We start from the raw sequence: 16,091 nt of genomic DNA, 5'->3' as shown, positions 1-16,091 counted from the left end.
CTTTCCCGGAGATTCCCTTGTCTGAGATCGTTGTCCTCGCCCGCCTCCAAGCCAAACCTGGACGTGGCGCCGAATTGCTGTCGCTGTTTTCCGAACTGGTCCCGGAGGTGCTGCGCGACGAGCCTGAAACGCTGCGGTACGCCTTTTACGTCGAGTCCGATTCGGACCCGTTGCGGGTGACGGTGGTCGAGAAGTATCCCTCGCGGGACGCGCTCGCCGCGCACAACACTGGCGTGCTGACCAAGTACCTGCCCCGGCTGCTCGAATTGCTCGACGGTGCGCCGGAAACTGTCGAGCTGCGGCCGGCGGAGCTGGCGGTCTCGGTCAGCGCGGACGACGCGGTCCGGCTGAGCCTCTAGCGTCGCCGGGAACAGCCGGGAATGAGCGAACGCCCCGGACGGATCGGATCCGTCCGGGGCGCTTTCTCCGTCCTGAGCTTTACGCCGCCGCGAAAGCCTGTTCCAGCCGAGGAAGGTAATCCACCAGATCCTGTCCCCAGCATCCGGCCGTGTGCTTGCCCTGGCAGTTCGGGCCCCACGTCTTGCCGTTGCCGTAATCCACGGCGTAGTAAGGATGTCCGGCCTTGTCGAGTGCCGCCGTCATGTTCTTCTGAGCGGCCTCGGTGACCGACTCGGCGAACAGCGGTTCGTCGAGGAGGACGTTGATCAGGTTGCCGTTGCCGGCACCGGTGTAGAGCGAAACGCCGACGCCAGCGAGCTTTCCGGCGTTCACGACCGGGCCGTGGGCCAGCACCGCGGACATGTCGCCCGCCTCGTTGAGCGGCCCGAAAGCGGAGTCGGTCGGCACAGCCGGGCCGAAGCCGCTGCCGCCGGTGGACTCGCCGGAGCCGCCCGTGCCCGACATCGCGAAACCGACGTTGGACAGCGTCCCCCGGATCGCGTTGCGGACCCAATACAAATTGAAGTCGATCGCGCCGGACAGCGAAACGGTCTGCGCGAACAGATCGGGACGGTCCTCGGCGTAGTGCAGCGCGCCGAAGCCGCCCATGGACAGCCCGCCGACGGCCCGGCCCGCCTTGGCGGCGACGGTGCGGAAGTTGGCGTCGACGAACGGGATCACCTGGTTGAGATGGAAGGTTTCCCAGTTCTGTGCCCCGGCCGCGGTGTCCTGGCGGACCCAGTCGGTGTACCAGCCGCGCAGCCCGCCGTCCGGGATCACGGTGATCATCTTCTGGCTCGCCAGCAGCGCGGGGTACGCCAGATGCGGGTTGCTCGGATCGTCGCCGACGCCATGGAGGAAGTAGAACACCGGGTAGCGCGCGCTGGTGTCGGTGTAATAGCTGCTCGGGACGATGATGCGGATGTGGTGCTGCCCCGCGACCGCCGGGGTCGTCACGGTGATGACGAAGTTGGTCGCGGTGCCCTCCGCCTGCCCGACCTGGGTGAGGCCATAGCCGTCGGTCAAAGTCGGCAGGGCGGGCGGGTCGGCGTGGGCGGCGGGGCCGGTGAAGGCGACGGCCAGCACCGCCGCGGCAGCCGACACTATGGCGCGAGTACGCGTAAACGGTCTCATAGTCACTTTCCCGGTCACGGATTCTGGGTCACGTGGAAACCGGCGCCGTAGGTGCCGGGGTGCGCCGCGTCGCGGGCGCGCAGGTCGGCGAGGATGTTCGCCGAACTGGTGTAGACGTACTGCGGAACGCCCAGGATGATGGCCTTGGTGATGCCCGCCCACGGGCCGGCCGCCTGGAAATTGTTGCCCTGTCCGGGATATTCGGTGCCGGGCACGTGCCAGATCGCCGGGCCGCCGGAGTCGTTCGCCTGGTGCTTGGCCCAGGACTGGTAGATGCCGTTGGCGTTGCTGGTGACGCGGCCGTACCAGACGCCGAGCTGACCCGACACCACGAGTTCGTTGTTGTTGTTCAGCGCGGCGCCGAGGAGGCGTTCGTTGTTCAGCGACGGGTTCAGCGCGTTGGGGCTGGGCTGCCCGTCCGGGACTTCCAGCTCGCCGGTCTGCTTCAGGCGCGGCCCCTGCGAGGACAGCGTCACCGACGGCACCAGCTCGATGATCATGTAGTCCTTGGTCGGGTGCCCGGTCATCGAACCTTCGCGGTCCTTGAAGAACCGGACGTAGCCGATGGGGCCGAATCCGGTGTCGTTGCGGTCGTAGACCGGCTGGATGTTCTCCGGGATGTCCCGGTCGGAGTAGTGCTGCCCGGGAGCGTCCATCAGGCAGTGCCCGGCCGAGACGGCGATCTTCCGGTCGTACTTGTCCGTGCCGACCGCCCCGATCGTGCAGAAATGGTCGGGGGTGCTGAGATTGAACAGGATCTGCATCGAGTTGAAGACCCGTTTCGCGGGCTCGGCCGAGGCGGTGGCCGCCCCGGTGACCGTCAGGACGATCACCGCCAGCACGGCCAGGAAGACGCTGTTCCTTCGGGTGCGCACGCACGCTCCTTGTTTCGTAGGGTTCGTAGGGTTCACTGCCTGCTGCCGCAGAGAGCGGAGTCGATCACGTCGAGGGGCGAGGGCCGGATGCTCGTCTCCTCCCACGCGTTGGTCATCATGGCGGCATACCGGCCGTCGTCGGTAGCCGCGGTCCACGAGGTGTAGCCGGACGCCGCGATGCCGTTGTGGAACCACGCCTCGCCGCCGCAGGACAGGGTGATGGCCTGCAGTCCGAGGCCCACGCCGACGTAGGCGGGATCGTGGACCGGCACCTGGATCGTCCGGCGCATCTCGGCCAGCGACGCCGGGGAGACCACCTTGCCGTCGAGCAGCGCGCGGTAGAACGCCGACATGTCCGCGAGCGTCGAGACGACCGCTCCGGCCGAGCTTTCGATCGACGGTTCCGAGATGATCGGACCCGACGTCGTCTCGGTCCAGAAGAAGAGCGGGCCCGCCCGGACCCCGCGGTAGCCGGGGAGGTAGGGCGCGGGCAGGGACCGGTCGCCCGCGCGCGGGAAGCTGGTCTGGGCCAGGCCGAGCCGGTCGACGATCCGGGTGGTGATCGCGTCGCCGACGGACATCCCGGTGACCTGCTCGATCAGCAGGCCGTTGATCAGGTAGCCCAGGTTGGAGTACAGCACGGCGGCGCCGGGTTCGGACGCGGGCGGGAAGTTCCGCAGCCCGACCTGGACCAGGTCGTGCAGCGCGATGCTGCCGTCCGGTTTGACGAGCCCGGCGGCTTTCCGGGCCCAGGTCACTACGTCCGGGGAGGGGATTCCGGCGGTGTGCTGGAGAAGCTGCCGCACGCTGATCCGGTTGCCGTCGTAGCCGTTGCCGTCGACGAGGCCGGGGAGATAGCGCTCGATCGGAGCGTCGAGCACGACCTTGCCCTCGTCGACCAGTTGCATGACGACGGCGGCGGTGAAGGTCTTGGTCTGGCTGGCGACGCGGAAATGCTCGTTCGGCTGCAGGGGCCGCGCGGGGCCGGTGATCGAGGCGCTGCCGGCGGACAGATGCCACGACCCGGACGCGTTGCCCGCGTAGACGGCCGCGCCCGGTCCGGCGTGGGACTGATAGCCGTTGAGGACGGCCTGGGTGTCGGCGTGGGCGTCGGCCGCCGACGCCGGTGCGGCCAGCGCCACCGCGGCCGCCGCGGCCGCCAGCACCGCACCGGTCCGTCTCAGTCTTCTCACTGATTCTCCTCCGCTCTCAGGGTTTCCTGGCTATCTGAACTGGTACCGGCAGACGGCCACCGCCACGAGGAGCAGCAGCAGCACGCCCGCCAGCACCAGGCACCCGAACCCGCCGCTGTCCGACCGGCGGCGCTCCGCCTGCCCCCTTGGCGGAACGCCGGGATGGCACTGGGCGTAGTGCCGCGCCTGCTGCTCGGCGCCTTGGGACCGCGTGAGCCAGGGCGTCCGGTAGCCGCATTCGCCGCACCAGTACCGGAAATCGGCGGCCATGTCTCTCCGTTGACGAGGTGACCGGGCGGGAGGTCCGGTGCCGATCATGGTGGTGTTCGCGCAGGTCATCGCACCAGAGCAGAAGCCGGTCAGACGTGACCGGTCCGCGCGGTAAGCTCGTCCGGGGCAAGCGGGCGCACAGTGAGGGGTCTTCCGCGGTGACGAGCCGGGCCGGCGTTCTGCTGCGGGAGATGCGGCGTCAGGCCGGGTTGACGCAAGAGCAGCTGGCGGAACGATCCGCGGTCAGCGTCAGCACCATCCGGAGGCTGGAGAACGGCAGGCCCGTCGATCCGCGGATGGGCACCGTGCAGCTGCTGGCCGGAGTTCTCGGAACCACCGCGGCCGAACGCCGCGCGCTGCTGGCCGAGTTCGGCGCGGCGCCCGAGCCGGAGGTAACCGAGCCGCCGCGGATCCGCGGGCCGCTGGCCGAACTCGCGGACCACTTCGCGCAAGTAGTCGCTTCTCGCTGGCAACGCGAAGAAGAACAACGCCGGGTCCACGACCCGTTCCCGCTGCCGGTGCGCTGGCAGCAAGCGCCGGAGCGGCTGACCGATCGCTGGGACAACATCCGCGGCGTCCGGCCGGGCGCCGCCGCGGAACCGCTGGACCTGGACGGCGAACTGGACGACCTCGCGGAGGTCTACCGGCGGATCCCGTCCGGACGGCTGGTGGTGCTGGGCCGGGCGGGTTCCGGGAAGACGATCCTGACGCTGCGGTTCGTGCTGGGCTGCCTCCGCACGCGCGCCGCGGCCGAACCGGTGCCGACGATCTTCCACCTCGGCTCGTGGGACCCGACGGCCAGCACGCTGCGGGACTGGCTGATCGAACGGCTGCCCCAGGACTACCCCGACTGTCCCGGCCTGACCGCTCCGCTGGCCGCCGAACTGGTCGAGACCGGAAGCGTCCTGCCGGTGCTGGACGGGTTCGACGAGATCGCCGCCGGATTGCACGCCGCCGCGCTGGCCGCGCTCAGCGCCACCTCGCTGCCGTTCCTGCTGACCAGCCGTCCCGCCGAGTACGCGACCGCGGTCGCCGCGACCGACGTGCCGACGGCGGCCGCGGGCGTGGAACTGCTCGGCCTGACCCCGGACGACGTCGCCGGCTACCTGCCCCGCACGACCTCCCGCGACCGGGACCTGTGGGCTCCGGTGCTCGCCGAACTGCGCGCTTGTCCGGGCGGACGCCTGGCCACCGCGCTGAGAACGCCGTTGATGGTGGGCCTGGCCCGGACCGTCTACAGCGACGTCCCCGGCCGCGACCCGGCGGTTTTGCTGGACACCACGCGATTTCCGACCTCGGACGCGCTGGAAGACCACCTGCTCGCCAGCTTCGTCCCCACCGTGTACCAGCACCGGCCGCCGCACGTGGGCCGTCCGCTGCGCAGCTGGGATCCCGAACGCGCCCAGCGGTGGCTGGGCTATCTCGCCCAGCACGTGGGCCAGCTCGACGAGCACGATCTCGCTTGGTGGCAGCTGGGCTCGACGCTGCGCCGGTCGTCGCGGATCCTCGCGGTCGTCATGGCTTCGACGCTGGCCGTCGCCGTGCTGAACTGGCTTGTCTTCGTCCCCCTCGACCTCATCGGCCACGGCAGCGCGTTCACTTTCCGCGCGGGCCTGATGGACGGGCTCTTGATCGGGCCGATGGTCGGCCTGGCGTTCGGACTGGTCCACGGCCTGACGATCGTGTGCCGGGGAAGGACGATCGAGCCGTCGCGCGTCCAGATCCGGCTGCGGGGACGGCATCGGACCGGCAGGCAGTTCTTCCGTGCCTACGCCTCCCGGCTCGGCACCGCCCTGCTCGGCGGTTTCGTGATCGGCCTCGGCTACGGCCCGGTGAACACGGCTTTGCACGGGCTGCTCTTCGGATTTCCGCCCGGCGGGAAGTCGCTGGTCGAGAAAATGCTCGTCCCGACCCTCGTCTACGGCCTCGTCTTCGGGCTCGCGGCCGGGCTGGTGTTCGGGCTCATGGCCGCGCTGGAGATCCCGCTGGACGTCGGCTCGGCCGCCACCCCGCTCGGCCTGCTGGCCACGAACCGCACGACCTCGTTGCGCCAGTTGCTCATTCTCGTGCCGACAGTCGCGCTGGCCATCGGTTTCGGCGGGCGGCTGCTGGTCGAACTTCTCGAAGGTCCGTTGGGGCCGCTCCGGTGGCCGCTGTCCGCCGGCTTGCTGATCGGAGCCGTCGGCGGGCTCGGCGGCGGGATCTCTTACGTGCTGGCGTTCACCGCTTGGGGACAGTGGGTGCTGCTGGCGCGCATTTGGCTGCCGCTGACCGGACGTCTGCCGTGGGCGGTGACCGCGTTCCTGGACGACGCGTACCGGCGCGGGGTGTTGCGGCAGGCTGGGGCGGTTTATCAGTTTCGCCACGCGCGGCTTCAGGATCATCTCGGCCGGGCGTACCGGGCGCAGGCCTGATCCGGCACACTGCACGGCATGAGCGATGGGGGATGGACCGGCTTCGGCTGGCAAAGCTGGACGGATCTCGGCGAAGTACAGGCCCGGTTGGCAGCGGGCGCCGACCCGAACGTCAGCGACGGATGGCCCGGGCCGCCGCTGCACGCCGCGGCCGAGTACGGCTCCGCGGAGGTCGTGGCCGAACTGGCGCGGCGGGTCGACGACGTGGACGCGCTGTCGGAAGACCGGACCGCGCTGTGGCGAGCCGTGGCCGCGCACCGGCCGGACAACGCCCGCGTTCTGGTCGCCGCGGGGGCCGATCCGTTGCGGGACATGATGTCGGGCTGGCCGCCCGGACGGCTGAGCCTCACGAGCCCCGTGCCGGAGCTGCCCGGCGTCGAAGCTTCGCTGACCCCGGAGGAAACCGTGACGGTCGAGGAAAGCAGGCGGCTGATCGCCGCGCTCGGCGATCAGCACCTGGAGGGTCTGGGCCTCGCGTGCGTCGCGGGCATCGACGTCGCCGAGGCGGTGCGCAGGCTCGCCGCCGAGGTCGTCGACGGCGACTACGACGAGATGATGGACCAATGGGGAGACGATCCCTTCGATCCCGCTGTCGTCCACACCATGTGGGCCACCGACGTGCCCGGCGGCTGCGTGCTCGCGCAGCCGTGGGGGTACGCGCCGCAAATGCCCGGCGTGACCAAGCTTTTGTCCGCCGGGACGACCTGCTACGGCATGTACGCCAACCCCAAGAGCGGCAACCAGGGCAGCATCCTCCGCGACGGCGAGATCATCGGCTGGGACCTGCACCCCGGCGGCGAGCCCGATCCGGAAGGCGACGTGCTGCTGTCCTGTCTGTACGAGGGCCAGGCACTCGCCTATTGCTTCGCCTACACCGGACTGCGGGCCGTCGACAGCCGTTCGGTCACCGGGCCGCCGGACGCCTGGATCCGGCTGCCCGACCGCGGCTACTGGAGCTGACCGGTCGAGTCAGTTCACGCTCTCGACTGGTGTCTGCGCCGGAGGCCGAGCTGTCCGGACCCGCACCGCGCTTCCGGCGCAGGCCACCACTGCCAACCCGCCCAGAATGGTCTGCCAGGTCAGCTCTTCGCCCAGGAACACCGCTGCCCACAACAGATTCAGCACCGGCTGCACCAGCTGTACCTGACTGACCTGAGTCATCGGCCCCAAACCCAGCCCCCGGTACCACGCGAAAAAGGCCAGGTACATGCTCACCACCGCCAAATAAGCGAAGGCGGCCCACTCTCCCACTGTCGCGTGTGGAGGGTCGCTCGCGATCGACACGACGGTCAACCCGGCCATCAGCGGCGAGGCGATCACCAGCGCCCACGAAACGGTCTGCCAGGCGCCCAATTCCCGCGCGAGCAAACCGCCCTCCGCGTACCCGACCGCAGCGGCCAGCACCGCGGCGAAGAAAAGCGCGTCCGACCACTGCAATCCGCTCAGGCCGCCGCCTTGCAGGACAGCGAAGCCGATCGCGGCGACGGCTCCGACGACAGCCAGGACCCAGAAAGTCACGGGTGGACGTTCGCGAGTGCGGAGCACCGCTACTACCGCCGTCGCGGCGGGGAGCAGCGCGATGACCACGGCAGCGTGGCTGGCGGAGGCCGTGGTGAGGGCGTACGAGGTCAGCATCGGGAAGCCGACCACCACTCCGCCCGCGACGACAGCGAGGCGGAACCACTGGATGCCGCGCGGGAAACGCTGCTTGGTGACGATCAGCGCAACGGCCGCGAGCACCGCGGCGACCACCGCCCGCGCGGAGCCGATGAACATCGCCGAGAGGCCGCCGTTTTCCACCGCGACCCGGGTGAACGGCATCGTGAACGAGAACGCCACGACGGCGAGCAGCCCCCACCAGAGGCCGGCCCGGGGTAGCGCCGGTGCTTCCGGAAGAGTAGCGCTATCCTTCAGTTTCATGTCCAACGATAGCAGCTCCCGGATCGCTTCGACACTGCGCGAGTGGATCAGCGCCGCCCCCGCGGGGGCCAAGCTGCCGTCGTCGCGGGAACTGGTCGCGCGGCATTCGGCCAGTCCGGTGACTGTCCAGAAAGCACTGCGAAGCCTGTCTTCCCAAGGATTGGTGGAAAGCGTGCCCGGGGTCGGCACGTTCGTCCGCGCCGCGCCCGCCACCGGGTCGGGCGACTACGGCTGGCAGACCGCGGCGCTCGGCACCCCGGGGCACGGGCTGCTCAAACAGCCCGCGTCGCTGCATCCGGTATCCCCTAACTCAGTAGCGCTCCATTCCGGTTATCCCGACCCGGAGCTGCTGCCGGAGCGGCTTGTCCGGAGCGCGTTCTCCCGGGCGGCACGCACGGCCGCGCTGGTCGGACGGCCGCCGACCGCGGGCGTCCCCGAACTGCAGTCCTGGTTCGCCGCGGAACTGCGCGCGGCGACCCCGGCCGGGATCGCCCCGGCCACCCCGCGAGACGTCGTGATCACCCCCGGCAGCCAGAGCGGCCTGGTCACCGCCTTCCGCGCGCTGGTCGGGCCGGGACAGCCGCTGCTGCTGGAATCGCCGACCTACTGGGGCGCGATCCTCGCGGCGACGAAAGCGGGCGTCGCGGTCGTCCCGGTGCCGAGCGGCCCGAACGGACCGGATCCCGACGTGCTCGACCGGACATTCGAGCAAACCGGCGCGCGGGCGTTCTACGCACAGCCCAGTTTCGCCAGCCCGACCGGCGCGCTGTGGCATCCCGAACTCGCTGATCGCGTCCTCGGCGCTGTTCGCCGGCACGGCGCGTTCCTGATCGAAGACGATTCCGCGCACGATTTCGGCATCACCGCCGAACCGCAGCCGCTCGCGGGCCGCGACGACGACGGCCACGTGGTGTACCTCCGTTCCCTCACCAAAAGCGTCTCCCCCGCGATCCGCGTCGCCGCGCTGATCGCCCGAGGCCCGGCACGCGACCGGATCCTCGTCGACACGCTGGCGGAATCGATGTACGTCAGCACGGTCCTGCAGACCGTCGCGCTCGACATCGTGACCCAGCCCGCGTGGCGCACCCACCTGCGCCGGGTCCGGCACCAGCTCAAGACCCGCCGGGACCTGCTGCTGACCGGCCTCCGCGAACACGCACCCGCGGTGCACGTGGAATCCGTGCCGCAGGGCGGGCTGAACCTCTGGGCGCGGCTGCCCGGAACGGTCGATCTGCCGCGAGTGGTCCGCGATTGCGAATCCGCCGGCGTGATCATCGGGCCGGGCGACGAATGGTTCCCCGCCGAACCGACCGGACGGTTCATCCGGCTCAACTACGCCGGACCGAATCCGGGCGCGTTCGCCGACGCGGCACGGGTGATCCAGGAGGCGGTCCTGGCGAACGCCGAGGGCTGAGAGTCCATTAAGGACTAACTGCTCTCCGCGCGCAGAGCTGCCTTCTGCACCTTCCCGGACGGCGTCAGCGGCAGGCTGGACCGGAGCACGATCTGGCGCGGGACCTTGTAGTCAGCCACCTTCCCCGCGCAGAACTCCTTCAGCTCCGCTTCGGTGACCGCCGAATCCCGTGCCGGGACAACGTAATACCGGCCGATCTCCCCCAGCACCGGATCGGGAACGCCGACCCCGGCCGCCATCAGGACGCCCGGATGCGCGGCGAGGACGTTCTCCACTTCGACCGGATAGATGTTGAATCCGCCCTGGACGAACATGTCCTTGGCGCGGCCGTGCAGCGTCAAGCTGCCGTCCTCGTCCGCTCGCGCCATGTCGCCGGTGTGCAGCCAGCCGTCCGCGTCGATCGCCGCCGCGGTTTCCGCCGGCAGATTGTGGTAGCCAGCCATGATCGACGGAGTCCGGAACAGCAATTCGCCGGTTTCGCCGGGCGGCAGCGTTTCCCCGGCCGGAGCGGCGATTTTTGCTTCCACGCCGGGGAAAGGCACGCCGATCGAGTGTTCGGTCGCTTCCGTGCCGGCACCCCACGGCGTCATCACGACGGCACCGGAAACCTCGCTCAGGCCGTACAGATTCATCACTGCCGCTTTCGGGAACGCAGCCGTAAGACGTTGCAGCAAAGCCGGTTCCGCGTTCGCACCACCGGTGACTACTACGCGGATCGCAGAAGTGTCGACGCCAGCGAACCGCTCGTGATTCAGCAGCAGCGTGTGCATTGTCGGCACGCCGACCCACATCGTCAGGCCAGCCGTCCGGAACAGGTCGGCGGCGGCACCGGCGTCGAAGGACGGCAACAGCACCGACCGGCTGCCGGCGACCAATGCGGAAAGGACGCAGCAGGTGATGCCGCTGACGTGATTCAGCGGAACGGCCACCGGCAGGACGTCGGCAGCGCTGAGTCGCAAGTGTTCAGCCTCGGCGACGGCGGACGCCAACTGGCCGCGATGGGTCAGCGTCGCACCTTTGGGACGCCCGGTGGTGCCGGAGGTGTAAATGATCATCACCGGGTCGTCCGCGTCGACCGCAGCGGAGGCGGCCGTCAGCGCTTCCTGATCGGATTCCGCTGAACCCAGTTCGGCGAAGGTCGCGACGGAAACACCGGGCAGCTCAAGTTTTCCCAGCAGAGCAAGGAAATCAACCTCGCCCGCCGACTGCTCGGTCACCACGAGCCGCGCACCGGAATCGGTGAGGATGTGCGCGAATTCGGTTTCCCGGTACCGCGGGCTCAGCCCGACCACCGCGGCGCCGATCTTCGCCGCGGCGAAGTACACCGCCAGCCATTCCGGCGTCGTGCGCCCGTTGACCGCGATCCGGTCGCCGCGCCGCACGCCCCGCCGCAGGAAATCGGCGGCGATCCGGTCCGACCATTCGTCCATCTCGGAGAACCGGAGGTCTCGCGAACCCGCCGTCCAGCCGACGGCGTCCGCGGCGGCGGTGCGGAGCAGGTCGTGAATACGCGTCATCGCTCGTCCTCACTGGGCCAGGTGGGCGGTGAGGAAGTCGAGCTGATCCGCGACGACCTTTTCGACCACGGGCGGATGGTAGACCGTGAAGTGGTCCGCATCGTAGTGCTTCAGCACCGCCCGCGGCGCGTCGTCGGCCACCGCGGCGGCGATCGACGGATCGATGAGATTCTCGCGGTCGCAGGCGCAGATCAGCAGCGGGCACCGCACGCGCGAAGCCTGCGCGGCGGCGTTGTAGAACAACATGCCCAACCCGGACGCCGCGGTGATCCGGTTGTCGAACTCGCACCCCTCCGGCGTGACCGATTCCCAGCCTTCCAACGCACCCGGCTGATTGACGAAAGCCAGCTCGCCCGGGCGGCCGACCAGCGAAACGTACCGGCGAGGCAGTCGCAACGCGGACCGCAGCAGGTCCGAAACGATCGGCCCGGTGAACCGCGCAAGATGCCGCAACCCGGCCCGCGCGACGACGGCCCGGCCGCTGAGCACCGGACACTGCACGACCGCCGCGGCCAGCGCCGGATGCCGGGCCGCCGCAGCGACCACGTGGCTGGCGCCGAACGACGTGCCCCACAAGGCGATCCGGTCGGCGTCGATCTCCGGCCGGGTGCGGGCGAACTCCAGCGCGGCGTCGACGTCCTGGGCGTAACGACGCTGGCTCACCAGCTGCCGGGGTTCGCCGCCGGACTCGCCGAGATGCCGGAAGTCGAACGCCAGCACGGCGAAACCCGCTGCGGAGAACCAGGTTTCGTACTGGCCGAGCATCATCTCGTGCGTCGCGCCGCCGCCGTGCACGAGCACGACCGCCGGATGCGGGCCCGGTCCGTCCGGGAGGGTCAGCCAGGCCGCGCACTGGTCGCGGCCGGAACGGAAAGAAGTGCGCATGATCGCCCCTTCAAGTACGTTGTACGTGAACTTAGCTAAACACGTACCTTGTACTTAATCAAGGAGAGCCATGCCCGCACCGCGCAAGTTCACGCGCGAACGGCTGCAGTCCGCCGCGCTCGCGCTGGTCGACGCCGCCGGACTGGACGGACTGACGATGCGCAGCCTGGCGGCCGAACTGGGCACCGGGCCGATGACGATCTACAACTACGTCGACGGACGCGACGGGCTGGAGCAGCTCGTCACGGAAGCGGTGATGGCAGAGGCGGCCTGGCCCGATCCGTCCGGCGACTGGCGCGCCGACGTCCACGCGGTCGCCGAGGGAATGTGGCGGGCGGTGCGGGCGCATCCGCACGCCATCCCGCTGATCCTGACCCGCCGCAGCCTCGACCTGACGACACTCCGCCCGGCCGAAGCCCTGGTGCGAGCCCTGGCCCGCGGCGGACGCTCCGGGGCGGAGCTGCTGGTCGCCTTCCGCACGGTGTCCGCCTTCGTCACCGGGTTCGCCCAAGCCGAGCTGGCCGGTCCGCTGTCGCGCGATCCGGACGTCGCCGAAACCACCGGCCGGATCGCGGAACTGCCCCGAGACGAGTTCAGCGGGCTCGCCGAAATCGCCCAAGCCGCCAGCGCAAGCGACCCGGAAACCGAATTCGCCGAAGGAATGCGCACCGTCCTAACCGGACTCGCGGCAACGACCGCCTGACGAAGCCCCGACCCGCAGCGGACGACCCGACGCCCCAGGCCCGCCTTCGTCCGCGGCGAAAACGCACCTCATTCCGGCCGGACGGCAAGGAAAACCCCGGCGACCGCCCCGCCCAGCCACCGGGGTTTCCCGACCCCTCAAGCCAGGTGATGCACCTCCTGCAGCCCGTACACCGGCGTCTCAATCCCCTCGAACCGCGCCTTCAGCTGCAGCGCCAGGTACAGCGAGTAATGCCGCGACTGGTGCAGATTCCCGCCGTGGAACCACAATCCCTCCTGCTGGGTGGGCTTCCACATGTTGCGCTGCTCGCCCTCCCACGGGCCGGGGTCCTTCGTCGTTTCCGAGCCGAGTCCCCAGCATTTGCCGACCCGGTCCGCGGTTTCCTGTCCGACCAGGTCGGCGACCCAGCCGTTCATCGAGCCGTAGCCGGTCGCGTAGACGACGACGTCGGCTTCCAGTTCGGTGCCGTCCTGGAGCACCACCGAGTGCGCGGTCAGGTGGTCGACCTGGCCGTGCGCGAGTTTGATGCTGCCGTTGGCGACGAGTTCCGAAGCGCCGACGTCGATGTAGTAGCCGGAGCCGCGCCGCAGGTACTTCATGAACAAGCCCGAACCGTCGTCGCCCCAGTCGTGTTTGAAGCCCGCCGCTTCGAGCCGGGCGTAGAAGCCGGCGTCGCGTTCGCGGATCGCTTGGTACACCGGGATCTGGAACTCCGGCATGATCCGGTACGGGATCGACGCGAAGATCAGGTCGGCCTTTTCGGTGGTGACGCCCGCGGCCACGGCGCGCTCCGAGTACAGGTCGCCGAGGCCGAGGTCCATCAGCGAATCCGACTTCACGATGTGCGTGGACGAACGCTGCACCATCGTCACGTCCGCGCCGTGCTCCCACAGCGCCGCGCAGATGTCGTGCGCCGAGTTGTTCGACCCGACGACGACCGCCTTCTTGCCCGCGTACGCGTCCGGGCCGGGGTGCTGCGACGAGTGGTGCTGGTCGCCCTCGAACTCGTCCATTCCGGGGAACGACGGCACATTCGGCTTGCCGGACATCCCGGTCGCGAACACGACGTGCCGCGGGGTGAGGACCACCTGTTCGCCGTCGCGATCCACCGTGACATGCCACTGCTTCGCGTTGGCGTCCCACGCCGCGGAGGTGACCGCCGAACGGGTCCAGTACGGCACCTCCATCAGCCGCGTGTACATCTCCAGCCAGTCGGCGATCTTGTCCTTGGGCGCGAACACCGGCCAGTTCTCCGGGAACGGCAGATAGGGCAGGTGGTCGTACCAGACCGGGTCGTGCAGGCAGAGGTTCTTGTACCGCTTGCGCCACGAATCGCCGGGCCGGTCGTTGCGCTCCACCACCAGCGAGGGCACGCCGAGCTGGCGCAGCCGCGCGCCGAGCGCGATCCCGCCCTGCCCGCCGCCGATCACGACGACGTAGGGCTGCTGGTCGTAGCCGAGCGTTTCCTGCTCCTCGGCCCGCTTCTCCGCCCACGACCGGCGGCCGCGGACCACTCCGTGCTCGACGCCCTTGGGCCGCCGTTCCCGCTGCGACTCCTCGAAACCTTTCAGCTCGCGCAGGCTGGTGAGCAGCGTCCACGCGCCCTCTTCCTTCAGCCGCAGATGTCCTTTCGCGCGCCCGGCAACGGTCTCGAACTCGATCCACGCCTCGGTGACGCCGTCGGCTTCGGTCGCCGGTTCGGCGGTGCGGAATCCGCTCGGGTCAGTCGTCTCCAGACAGCCGCCGAGCAGCCCGGCGACCCCGTCGCGGCCCTCCACGGTCTTGAGGTTCCAGGTGAAGGAAACCAAGTCGCGCCAATAGGAATCGACGGCGAACAACGCCGCGGCGGCCTCGATGTCGCGGGCGGTCAGCGCGGCCTCGAACCGGGCCAGCCAGTCCTCGACCCGGGCCTGCGGCGTACTCGCCTCCGCGATCCGGTCGACTGTCTGTGTCATCGCTACTCCTCGGACGTCGCTGTCGTGGGTGTAGCGCCGATCACACTCCCCCGGCGAAGGGCGCGGCAAGGGTTGCAGCGAGTTGCACGTGCCGACGCATGACAACGTCAGCGCAGGTCACCTATGCTGGCCGCGGACGCGATGGTGCGGGAGGTGACTGTGGTGGTGCACAGTGCGGTGCCTCCGGGCCGCAACCTGCCCACCCACGCCCGCGACCTCGTCCGGATGCACGAAGCGGTCATCGGCGGCAGCCGCCCCGCCGTGCCCCCGCGGCCGCTCGTCTCCCGCTCCTGGTCCCGCGTGCTCAGCCTCGGCCTCACCGCCGACGGGATGAACGCCCGCGATTCGGTCCCCGGCGACGAGGTCGAACGCCGCCGCCACGGCTCCCCGCTGCGGCACGTCATCGAAGACCTCCGCCACGTCGTCGACGCGACCTCCGATTCGGCACACATGCTCCTGGTGGTCACCGACGCCGACGGCATCATCCTGTGGCGCGAAGGCTCGTCCGCCGTCCGGCGCAAAGCGGACACGCTGGGTTTCACCGAAGGCTCCGAGTGGACCGAATCCCGCGTCGGCACCAACGCGATCGGCACCGCGCTCGCCGAAGCCGCGCCGATCGAACTGCTCGCCGGCGAACACTTCGAGCAGGACCAGCACCCGTGGTATTGCACCGCCTCGCCCATCCACGACCCGCGCACCGGCGAACTGCTAGGCGTCATCGACATTAGCGGCCCCGCGCTGACCCTCCACCCCGCGATCGGAGCCCTCGTCGAAACCGGCAAACGGCTCGCCGAAGCGCAACTGTGGCGCACGCACCGCCAGCGCCTCGAACGACTGCGCCAAATGGCTGAACCTGTCCTGGTGTCCGGCCCCGCGCTCGTCGTGGACGAGGACGGCTGGGTCGCCCACAGCGCCGGCGTCTCCGCGGGCGAACGCATCGCCGCGCCCCAAGCCGGCCAGGTCGTCGCCGTCCCCGGACTGGGAGCCTGCCTCCCCGAACCCATCGCCGACGGCTGGCTCGTCCGCCCCGCCAGCACCGCCCGCACCGTCCGGCTCGACCTGGACCTCACGCCCGCGCCCCTGCTCAGCCTCCAAGCCGGAGACACCGGCTGGCGCCGCCCGGTCACCAAACGGCACGCCGAAATCCTGGTCCGCCTTCACAAAGCAGGCCGCGAAGGCCTGTCCGCGGTCGCGCTGAGCCACGCCCTCTACGGCGACGCCGAACACCTCGTCACCGTCCGCGCCGAAGTGTCGCGGCTGCGCCGCCTGCTCGGCGCCATCGTCGACACCCGCCCCTACCGGCTCGCCGAAGGCGTGCGCATGACTGTCCACGCAGGACAGTGACCAGCACGGACCAGCACGGTTCCGGAAACCGGGCCCCCCGTGCGACGTCGCCGAGGCGTCCGCTAATG

The 16,091-nt window shown here is 69.8% G+C and carries 13 protein-coding genes and 1 pseudogene; 6 read left to right on the top strand and 8 right to left on the bottom strand.

From position 1 onward, the window contains the following. Positions 1–17 precede the first annotated feature (17 nt). The gene (locus ACWGIC_RS22710) at positions 18–359 is read left to right on the top strand and encodes a putative quinol monooxygenase (RefSeq protein WP_452077946.1); all 342 of its coding nucleotides are present in this window, start codon (positions 18–20) and stop codon (positions 357–359) included. Between the two features lie 79 nt (positions 360–438). Here ACWGIC_RS22710 and ACWGIC_RS22705 read toward each other — a convergent pair whose 3' ends face one another. The 4 genes from ACWGIC_RS22705 to ACWGIC_RS22690 are packed head-to-tail and all read right to left on the bottom strand — an operon-like array spanning position 439 to position 3,871. Further along, positions 439–1,503, bottom strand: coding sequence for an alpha/beta hydrolase (locus ACWGIC_RS22705; protein WP_452077945.1), 1,065 nt, complete (start codon positions 1,501–1,503; stop codon positions 439–441). A gap of 44 nt (positions 1,504–1,547) precedes the next feature. Then, positions 1,548–2,408 (bottom strand): hypothetical protein, encoded by an 861-nt coding sequence (locus tag ACWGIC_RS22700; RefSeq protein WP_452077944.1) that lies wholly within the window; start codon positions 2,406–2,408, stop codon positions 1,548–1,550. A 32-nt stretch (positions 2,409–2,440) separates the two neighbouring features. After that, a complete protein-coding gene (locus ACWGIC_RS22695; protein WP_452077943.1) occupies positions 2,441–3,601 on the bottom strand; it encodes a serine hydrolase domain-containing protein in 1,161 nt (386 codons plus the stop codon). Between the two features lie 30 nt (positions 3,602–3,631). Further along, positions 3,632–3,871 (bottom strand): hypothetical protein, encoded by a 240-nt coding sequence (locus ACWGIC_RS22690; RefSeq protein WP_452077942.1) that lies wholly within the window; start codon positions 3,869–3,871, stop codon positions 3,632–3,634. A gap of 17 nt (positions 3,872–3,888) precedes the next feature. On the opposite strand from ACWGIC_RS22690, the pseudogene ACWGIC_RS22685 reads away from it, so the two are divergent. Together ACWGIC_RS22685 and ACWGIC_RS22680 are read left to right on the top strand one after the other, a co-directional pair. After that, positions 3,889–4,980, top strand: a pseudogene (locus ACWGIC_RS22685) (helix-turn-helix domain-containing protein); the annotation flags it as partial. Positions 4,981–6,303: 1,323 nt separating this feature from the next. After that, positions 6,304–7,245, top strand: a complete 942-nt coding sequence (locus ACWGIC_RS22680; protein WP_452077941.1) for an ankyrin repeat domain-containing protein — start codon at positions 6,304–6,306, stop codon at positions 7,243–7,245. A 9-nt stretch (positions 7,246–7,254) separates the two neighbouring features. Here ACWGIC_RS22680 and ACWGIC_RS22675 read toward each other — a convergent pair whose 3' ends face one another. After that, positions 7,255–8,205, bottom strand: coding sequence for a DMT family transporter (locus ACWGIC_RS22675; protein WP_452077940.1), 951 nt, complete (start codon positions 8,203–8,205; stop codon positions 7,255–7,257). Between ACWGIC_RS22675 and ACWGIC_RS22670 the strand changes: the two genes are divergently transcribed. After that, positions 8,204–9,619, top strand: a complete 1,416-nt coding sequence (locus ACWGIC_RS22670) for an aminotransferase-like domain-containing protein (protein WP_452077939.1) — start codon at positions 8,204–8,206, stop codon at positions 9,617–9,619. The two genes, ACWGIC_RS22675 and ACWGIC_RS22670, sit on opposite strands and share 2 nt — an antisense overlap. A 14-nt stretch (positions 9,620–9,633) precedes the next feature. On the opposite strand, the gene ACWGIC_RS22665 is transcribed toward ACWGIC_RS22670, so the two are convergent. After that, positions 9,634–11,136 (bottom strand): class I adenylate-forming enzyme family protein, encoded by a 1,503-nt coding sequence (locus ACWGIC_RS22665; protein ID WP_452077938.1) that lies wholly within the window; start codon positions 11,134–11,136, stop codon positions 9,634–9,636. A gap of 9 nt (positions 11,137–11,145) precedes the next feature. Continuing rightward, positions 11,146–12,021 (bottom strand): alpha/beta hydrolase, encoded by an 876-nt coding sequence (locus ACWGIC_RS22660; RefSeq protein ID WP_452077937.1) that lies wholly within the window; start codon positions 12,019–12,021, stop codon positions 11,146–11,148. Between the two features lie 70 nt (positions 12,022–12,091). Between ACWGIC_RS22660 and ACWGIC_RS22655 the strand changes: the two genes are divergently transcribed. Then, on the top strand, positions 12,092–12,724 hold the full coding sequence (locus ACWGIC_RS22655) for a TetR/AcrR family transcriptional regulator (RefSeq protein WP_452077936.1): 633 nt from the start codon (positions 12,092–12,094) through the stop codon (positions 12,722–12,724). A 137-nt stretch (positions 12,725–12,861) separates the two neighbouring features. Here the strand turns inward: ACWGIC_RS22655 and ACWGIC_RS22650 are convergent, their stop codons facing one another. After that, on the bottom strand, positions 12,862–14,679 hold the full coding sequence (locus ACWGIC_RS22650) for an NAD(P)-binding domain-containing protein (protein ID WP_452077935.1): 1,818 nt from the start codon (positions 14,677–14,679) through the stop codon (positions 12,862–12,864). 123 nt (positions 14,680–14,802) lie between these two features. Between ACWGIC_RS22650 and ACWGIC_RS22645 the strand changes: the two genes are divergently transcribed. After that, a complete protein-coding gene (locus tag ACWGIC_RS22645) occupies positions 14,803–16,023 on the top strand; it encodes a transcriptional regulator (protein WP_452077934.1) in 1,221 nt (406 codons plus the stop codon). Positions 16,024–16,091 lie beyond the last annotated feature (68 nt).

The organism is Amycolatopsis sp. NPDC054798, from assembly GCF_053611505.1.
The sequence above is the reverse complement of the archived record's forward strand: the minus strand, read 5'-3'. Positions and strand labels throughout refer to the sequence as shown.